This window comes from Cryobacterium lactosi (assembly GCF_004403945.1).
Taxonomy (GTDB): Bacteria; Actinomycetota; Actinomycetes; order Actinomycetales; family Microbacteriaceae; genus Cryobacterium; species Cryobacterium lactosi.
The window spans coordinates 1-8,023 of record NZ_SOHM01000026.1 but is presented as its reverse complement, the minus strand read 5'-3'; the positions used below and the strand labels follow the sequence as shown (position 1 = coordinate 8,023).

5 protein-coding genes and 1 pseudogene are annotated in these 8,023 nt (G+C 57.2%); 4 read left to right on the top strand and 2 right to left on the bottom strand.

Annotated features, from left to right (window positions below; all coding sequences use genetic code 11):
* Window positions 1–449: 449 nt before the first annotated feature.
* Window positions 450–683 (top strand): annotated as a pseudogene (locus tag E3T61_RS22340) (IS21 family transposase); the annotation flags it as partial.
* 272 nt (window positions 684–955) lie between these two features.
* Here the strand turns inward: E3T61_RS22340 and arfA are convergent.
* Both arfA and E3T61_RS11355 read right to left on the bottom strand, forming a co-directional pair.
* The gene (arfA, locus tag E3T61_RS11360; RefSeq protein ID WP_134640978.1) at window positions 956–2,479 is read right to left on the bottom strand and encodes an arabinosylfuranosidase ArfA; all 1,524 of its coding nucleotides are present in this window, start codon (window positions 2,477–2,479) and stop codon (window positions 956–958) included.
* 144 nt (window positions 2,480–2,623) lie between these two features.
* A complete protein-coding gene (locus tag E3T61_RS11355; protein ID WP_166793209.1) occupies window positions 2,624–4,765 on the bottom strand; it encodes a glycoside hydrolase family 2 protein in 2,142 nt (713 codons plus the stop codon).
* Between the two features lie 482 nt (window positions 4,766–5,247).
* On the opposite strand from E3T61_RS11355, the gene E3T61_RS11350 reads away from it, so the two are divergent.
* The 3 genes from E3T61_RS11350 (at window position 5,248) to E3T61_RS22765 (ending at window position 7,848) form a co-directional block, all read left to right on the top strand.
* The gene (locus E3T61_RS11350) at window positions 5,248–6,171 is read left to right on the top strand and encodes a sugar-binding transcriptional regulator (RefSeq protein WP_166793208.1); all 924 of its coding nucleotides are present in this window, start codon (window positions 5,248–5,250) and stop codon (window positions 6,169–6,171) included.
* An 83-nt stretch (window positions 6,172–6,254) separates the two neighbouring features.
* Entirely contained in the window at window positions 6,255–7,304 is a 1,050-nt protein-coding gene (locus E3T61_RS11345) for an NAD(P)-dependent alcohol dehydrogenase (protein WP_134640975.1), read from the top strand.
* 97 nt (window positions 7,305–7,401) lie between these two features.
* A complete protein-coding gene (locus E3T61_RS22765; RefSeq protein ID WP_478213449.1) occupies window positions 7,402–7,848 on the top strand; it encodes a DUF7882 family protein in 447 nt (148 codons plus the stop codon).
* Window positions 7,849–8,023 lie beyond the last annotated feature (175 nt).

Genomic DNA, 8,023 nt, shown 5'->3' with positions numbered 1-8,023 from the left:
GCTCGCCCGTTGCAAACAGTTGGCGTATCTTCGCCCAATCGTCCATATTGATCACCTTCCATACTGGTCGGTGGTCCTGTTTTCAATCGGCGTTAATGGTCCTGTTTTCGGTCGGCGTTAACAGGCGGTTCTCGCCCTACCGCGCGCACGGCCACGGAGACCAGCTCGTTCGTGAAAATCGGCTTCTGTGGGCTCCACCTGTGGTGCGGGTGAGCGCCATAGCCCGGTAGCGCGATTGATGTGGTTGAGCACCACCTGAAAGCTCCTTCCACCATGTGAGGGCCACGTGGTGGAAGGAGTACCGGCAATGGTACGGAGTGTCAAAGCGAATCTGGTGTTGCAGCTACGTAATCAAGCCTGTGGCGACGAGCGATCGAGTCCGCTCACCGGATATCCCGGCACAGCATTCAGGCGGTCCGCGATGCTGCGGCGAGGATGCCGCCGTGACTGGGGCGTCGTCCCGTGCTGGTCACAAGGCTGGCCGCAGCATCGAGGTCGACTGGTCCAGGCCCACGATGCAGCTGCTGGATCCGACCACAGGTGAGATCTCGATGGTCGTCGCCTGCCGGCCCTTCAGCCGATATGCGTTCGTGGAAACGAGCCTGAATATGCGGCAGGAGTCGTGGCTTTACGCACATGCGTCGATGTTCGCCTTCTTCGGCGGCAGCGACTCGCGCCTGGTTCCCGTGCGGCAGCTGAGGATGCCCCACGCCCACGCCCACGCCCGCGCCCTGGCACCGGAGGTGATCGACGGCGCGGGCGCGAATATGCGGTGCCGAGCTCGTGAATCCCCGGGTGGTCGACCCAGTCTGAAGGGCGACGATCGGGAGCGGGCTCAACGTCTGTCCGATCTCCGCGAATCACTCGGCCGTTCAATTCCGGGTGTACTCACGTCCCTTCGATCGCCGTCAGTCCAAGAGGGCAGGCTGCCGGCGATCGACCGCAGAATCAGCAATTACGCGTTCTTGCCTTCGAAGCTGATCGCGCTCCAGCTGACTGGAGGAAGCTCGATAAGGAGCGTTCCTTCCGCCATGGAGACAGATTCGTTGGGTTTGAGCGACACTCGGGTCTGATTAGCAAGGTCATTCACGGCGCGAATGTCATCATCTGAAAGAGTCAACGCCTCGGAGATTTGTACTGGTCCGAAACCAGTCATATCGACGCTCAATGTCATCGTCTCCGTTTGGTGACGGTTCACCAGGAAGATAGCGCCTTCTCCGGTCGCTGCATCCCAAGTTGCTGCTGAGTCTAGGAAGTCCACGTCACCGAACCGCTGCGTGTTGTACCGGTCGCTTGTCACGATAGTCTGCAAGGAGCGACCCTTGGCGAGGCGGGCTGTCGTCGCGAAGGGGAAGAACGTGGTCTGTCGCCACGCTGCTCCGCCTGGCTCGGTCATGATCGGGGCGATCACATTGACGAGTTGCGCGAGGCTGGCGGAGGTCACACGGTCGGCGTGTTTCAGCAGCGAAATCATCAGGTTGCCAAAAACGACGGCGTCCAAAACCGAATAGATGTCCTCGAGCAGACGTGGAGCGTATGGCCAGTCCTGCGCTGCAGTGATTCGATCCTCGTTCTGGTAGCGGGACTGGTACCAAACGTTCCACTCGTCAAATGAGATCTCAATCCTTTTTGCGTTGTGCAGCTCGGCGCCGATCGCGTCGGCCGTGGCGACTATCGAATCAATGAAGAAGTCCATATCGACTGCTGATGCGAGGAAACTGCCAGTGTCGCCATCTGTTTCCTCGTAGTAGGCGTGGCAGGAAATATGCGTTACGTCGGCATACGTCTTCCGAAGAACCGTTTGTTCCCAAGCGCCGAATGTTGGCATGTGCGCACTGGAGCTGCCGCAGACGACCAACTGTAAAGTCGAATCGAGCTGCAGCATGGCTTTTGCGACCTGAGCTGCTTTGGACCCGTACTCCTCAGCTGTGGAGAACCCCAACTGCCACGGACCGTCCATTTCGTTCCCGAGGCACCACATTCTAATGTCGTGAGGTTTTTCCGTGCCGTTGTCGATCCGCTGCTGGGACAAAGTGGTACCGGATTCGACATTGGCGTATTCCAGGACAGCGAGTGCGTCTTCGATGCCGCGAGTTCCGAGGTTCACTGCGTACATCGTCTCGACTTCCGCAAGTTTCGCCCATCTTGCGAATTCGTCTAGTCCGACTTCATTCGTCTCGACTGAGTGCCAGGCCATGTCAAGTCGGCGCGGACGGTCTGCTTTCGGCCCTATGGCTTCTTCCCACTTGTATCCACTGACGAAGTTACCTCCGGGGTATCGAACCATGCTCACGCCGAGCTCTCGCACGAGCTCAAGTACGTCTTGACGGAACCCGTTCTCATCCGATGCCGGGTGTCCTGGTTCGTAGATACCGTCATACACGCAGCGGCCGAGATGCTCGACGAATGAGCCGAACAGACGTCGATCGACGTTTCCCACTGGAAAGCGTGGGTCAATAACGAGGCGGGCGGAAGTCATGAGTAAGGGTCCTTTCAGATGAATCTTCTGGCGTTTTGGTGGCGGTACATGCGTACGTCTCGAAAATAACAACGTTGCAATGATGATGACGGGATCGCGTTGTGCGCGTGACCATCGGCGAATTTCGCTTGAGCACTGGCGCTCCTACGAAGTGGCGCCATAAAGTCGGACTCCGAGCTCATGGCTCATGCGGTCCGGGTGGCCTTTAGGGTGACGAGGATGGTTGAAGACATCGTTGTAAATACTTCGCGAAATCACTCGTCCCTCCTGATCTGCACCTACGATGACGATGGTAATCGGGCCGACATAGCGGTCTCTTTTAATGCCTAATGATGCGATCGTCTCTAGGGAGTTGGCTCCCACGTCCACCAGCTCAGTGCCGTACGACAAAGTCGCTCCTTCGGCATTGGTAACCGTCCACTCGACTGTCATCTGCCCTAGAGACCATGGATGGTCATTCGCGAGGAGGACATCTGACACCTCATTTGCGGTGCGCCGCAGAAATACCGAAACTGGCTGATTCGACTCGAATAGAGCGTCGTACCCGCGTTTGGGAAGGCCAGCGTGACTGACAACTCCATAGAAACTTTGCGGTGCCACATCGATGAACATGAACTGGACATAGCCTGAGTTCGGATTATCCTTTTGTGCTCGATAGTGATCGATGTAGTACTTCGTGAGCGTGTACTGATACTCCTGAAGCTCAGGGATGTCCGCAGAGATCGTTGAGAGACGCTTTGCAATGTCCGGGTACTTCGTGAGCTCGGCAAACGACGACGGCGCATCAAAACCAAACTCTGTGTTGAATTTTTCCGTGGTGCCGTCGATCTCGGTGAAGCTGACATCTGGGGCCCAGAGCGAGCCCGTGTAGTTGTGGCTATCGCCGCTTTCAAGATCATCAACGCACCAGGATCCTTTGATCACAGGCCGCGTTGGATCCCAGGTCTTGAGAGCCTCAATGATCTGAGGCCCAGGACTGACAGACATTGCTGCGTCGCGGGCTTCATCCGTAGGCGCGGAATTCCCTGGCTCGTTCAAAGCAACCCAGGTGATGATGCAGGGGTGCGTTTCCAACATCAGAACCATCTCGTGGGCGACTTGAATAAACCGCTCTCGCCAAGTCTTGTCGGTCGGATGATTCCAGTTGTAATCGGTGTCCTGGATGACCGCCAGGCCAAGTTCGTCGCAGAGATCGTAAAACTCCGGAAGCTCGATATGCACATGAACGCGAACCGTATTGAACCCTGCGTTCTTCATTGATCGCAAGTCGCGTAAATACCGTTCACGAGTCATCGTTGAAAGATATGCGTCTGGCAAGTAGGACGTGCCGCGTACATAAAAAGGTACGTCGTTGATCCGGTACGAAGTCTCGAGGGGTGTTCGTTTCAGTGAGACAGTTCGAAACGCCACGCGCCCCAAGTCGCTGAAGGTATCGCCGATCGCAGCTTCTACAAAGTAACGACCTTGATCCCCGTGGTCCCAGGTCGACCAAAGACGCGGCTGCGCCACAACAACTTCGGATTCGAAGTGACCAGAAACGGATCGGTTTTGCTCGGTAACGATGGCGCCAGTGATCATGTCTCGCACTCGCAGAGTCAGCTGCGCCTCTGTGTTTTCGCCCATCACGTTGCCGGCAATCGTTACAACACCATTAGCACCGTCGAGTCGAGCTGTCACGCGCGTATCGGCTAGATACTGACGCTCGTCGTGAACGATCAGCGAGACGGATCCGTAGATTCCGACAGGATTCACATCCCGAGGTATGAGCGTGTCATCGTGCTCATAGGTCCCTTTCGCCATGTCTCGGTTGATGCGCAAAGTTCGCATTTCCGGAGAGCCGTCGGCATAGGAAGAGTCCCAAGGTGACCAGACTTTCACGACAAGCACGTTTCGCCCCGGCGTCAGTAGGTCGACAACGTCGAATGAAAACGGGGTCCCGTAGCCTTCGTGATCGCCGAGCAAGGCGCCGTTCAACCAAACGCGTCCGAAATAGTCCACGTTGCTAAAACGGAGTTCTGCGTTGGGGACGGCAGCTTCGTCCAGATCAAATTCCAGTCGGTAGAACCACGGGGCCGTGTTGAAATGACGGAGCGACCGTCCCCAGTACGGATTTGGGTCCAATGCGACCTGCAGGTGCTGCAGCTTTTCGAGAGGTTCCCATTCTGAAATTCCCGAGCCGGCATGCGTTGCGTCGAATTGTGCAACGTTGTAGATTTCGAAAAATTCGCCACTGTTGTGGACGTCTTGCAGGACGGACCAGCCAGAACTTAGATCAAGATTTCGCATTGTGCTCCTTTGCATAGAATGACTTTGGCCTACGACTAGCCCTGTTTGTTTGGAAAACATAGACACCATGGGGGACATATGCCCAATTTTCATCGACGGGGCTAGGCAGCTAAAAGACTAGCGTTCCTCGGTCGCAAAGCGGTAAGGGACGCTGCATGTCTTCGACGCGAAGCGGTCACCCGTCAAGTTCCTTCACGCGATCGCGGAGAAATAGGGGTCTGAGGGGAGGGCAGACAATTAACCAGCCACGTCTCGGACGGCAATATCCCTGTCCGATAGCCAGGTGACACCTACCTGGCTGTACGCGCCAGCCGGGATTGTCGGTCTGTACTGTGCCTGGGCACCGATAGGACCCTTTGATGTCTGCTCTCGGTGGGACAGGCCGGGTGGGGGTGGAAGTCTGTGGCCCCGGGGGAGTTCGATGGTAGCGACATCCGAACATGCTCACTAGACTGCGCTCAGATGAGCGAGGAGTTCCGGTAATGGGTATTTCTAGGCAAAGCGAAGCGGCCTACGTCGCTAAACGGTACTTGATCGATCGCAAGTCGAAGGTCGAGATCGCGAAAGAGATTAGAAGTTCCCGCTTCCGTGTAGCACGCCTTATCGACGAAGCCTACAACGGCGGTTGCGTCCGAATATCGGTCGATCTTCCAATCGGCGTTGATTTTGAAATCTCAACTCAGTTGAGGGAGCGCTTCGGGCTGCAACATGCTGCGGTGGTTCACTCAGGGACACGGGATGCTGGTGAGGTTCGCCAGGCGCTAGCTCCAGTTGCGGCGTCATTTCTCACCGAAGTGATCCGCGAAGGCGATGTGCTCGGGATCACGCCGGGTCGAACTCTCCGCCAGCTCGATAAGTACGTGACTGAGCTTCCCTATTGCGACGTCGTCCAACTGACCGGGGTGGCGAATCCCAATATCGAGTCGGGGATGGGGGTCGTCGCACGGCTTGCAGCCGTTTCTAGGGGTAGGGCGCACTTTTTGTACTCTCCTCTCACGGTTTCTGAGGCGTCGGTTGCGGAAGGGATCCGGCGCCAGCCCGCGATCCGAAGGACGCTCTCCCGAATTGATGACCTGGACGTCGCGTTCGTTACGATCGGCAGCTGGGATCCTCCGCAGTCGCAACTTTTCGACAACATGGTGGACGAGGACTTCCGCACACGCCTCCTTGGCGAAGGCATCCATGGCGAGGTCGGGGCGACGCTCATACATGAAGACGGCCGCTTATCCGAACAACTGGCTCCGGTCGCAATCGCAGTTACAGCCGCCCAACTAGCGCAAGCACGGAATGTTATCGCCGTCGCAGGGGGGACAGGCAAGACCACCGCGATTCGTGCGGCATTGCTGTCAGGAATGGTCAACACGCTGATCACTGACGCATTTACAGCGCAGGAGCTCCTGGTGTAGCTCGGCGCTCATACGAGCGCCCCTTCACCATACCTGATCGCGTTGCCCCTATTCTCTGGATGTTTACAACGAATGGAGAAGTCATGACGTCAACGACCATCAACGCGATTCCGCAAATGATGCAGGCCAGCGTCCTCACCGGCCCGAAGCAGGTCGAAGTGCAGGAGGTCGCTGTCCCAACGGTCGGTTCGAAGGATGTGCTCGTGCGTGTGGATGCTGTCGGAGTGTGCGGTTCCGACGCACACTTCTATCGCGCCGGTCGAATCGGCAACTTGGTTGTCGCCGGTCCGATTGTCCTCGGGCACGAAACGGCCGGCGTGATCGTGGCAGTGGGAGAGTTGGTGGATCCTTCTAGAGTCGGACAACGGGTATCGATCGAACCTCAACGTCCGTGTCGGCGCTGCGAATACTGCCTTGGTGGCGACTACAACCAGTGTCGTGATATTGAATTTTACGGGGCGTATCCAACACACGGTTCATTTGCCCAATACGCTGTGATTCCAGACGACTTCGCATATCTTTTGCCCGATCACTTATCGATGGCGGAGGGCGCGCTCATAGAACCGCTCTCAGTCGCTGTCTATGCCTGTCGCAAGGCGACTGTCGGCCCAGGAACTCGAGTCTTGATCGCCGGCGCTGGGCCGATCGGCGTGCTCACGGCGCAGGTCGCTCACGCGTTCGGTGCCTCAGAGGTCATCATTTCGGACCCTCAAGAACACAGGAGGGCTTTCGCCGAACGATTCACCGGGGTCTCGGCAATCTCTCCAAGTGATCTCGAACCCGACGTTCCCATTGTTGATGTCTTCATCGATGCCTCTGGAGCTCCCGCTGCAATCGCGGCGGGGATTCGAGCCGTGCGCGCACTAGGAAAGGTGGTGCTCGTCGGGATGGGCATGGACGATGTTTCCCTTCCTGTAGCTTTGATGCAACACCGGGAGATCACCTTAACCGGAACGTTTCGTTATGCGCACACGTGGCCGCTCGCCATAGAACTAGCGGCCAATGGCAGCGTGAATCTCAGCGAGCTTGTAACCAGCGTGCACGCCCTCGACGACGTTGAAGCGGCGATGCTAGCGGCGACGATCGACCCAACGAGTATCAAGACTCTTGTGTTGCCGAACGGGCAGTTGTGAGTCTTTCGGACGCTCGCACATCGCGCGGACTCTTTGCGGCCGTGCTCTATGGCCTTGTCGTCTAAGTACAGAGGTTTCCTCCGCACGTCGATCGATCATGCCGCGATTATATGAACAAGAACGGCTTTCGCGGGCTGACGAGGGCGAGATTCGGGCGATCCTGCCGTTGAGTGAGAAAGATTGTGTGCTCATCGCGTGGCCTTTCGCAGGCGCGGTTACGCTCCCGAATTGGAGCGCTTGCCGCCTCGCTGTAGAGGATGATTCGCAGCGTAGCGCGGGGCGCGCAAGCCCCTCCGTGACGCTGTGCGGTGGGGATTGTGGTCTTGTCACAGCCGCTGCATGGGGGGGCAAGCTCTTGGGAATCCTGACGTATGGATCCACCCTCACAATTAGTTTCGATGACCAGACACTTGCTCATATTCAGGCCGCAATAGGGGTCAAGCTGCACCTGAATGAGTGTTTCGATTTCTCTTGGAAAAGTGCCACCGAAGGCGAGGGAGGTCAGACATCGATCCGCGTTCACCCCAGCATTTCACTCTTCTAGGTTACGTCCCCGTGAGCGGTGTGGTTTCCCGCTCTTGAGCGTTGCTTCGGCAACGTGAAGAGCCACCCCCTACGTGTCAGGGTTGGGTGAGGCCAGTAGCTCAGAGCAAGTCCGCCGTTTGATGTAGGGCGAGAACCAGGAAGTCCCCGATCATGTCCAGCCCATCGTTGATCGT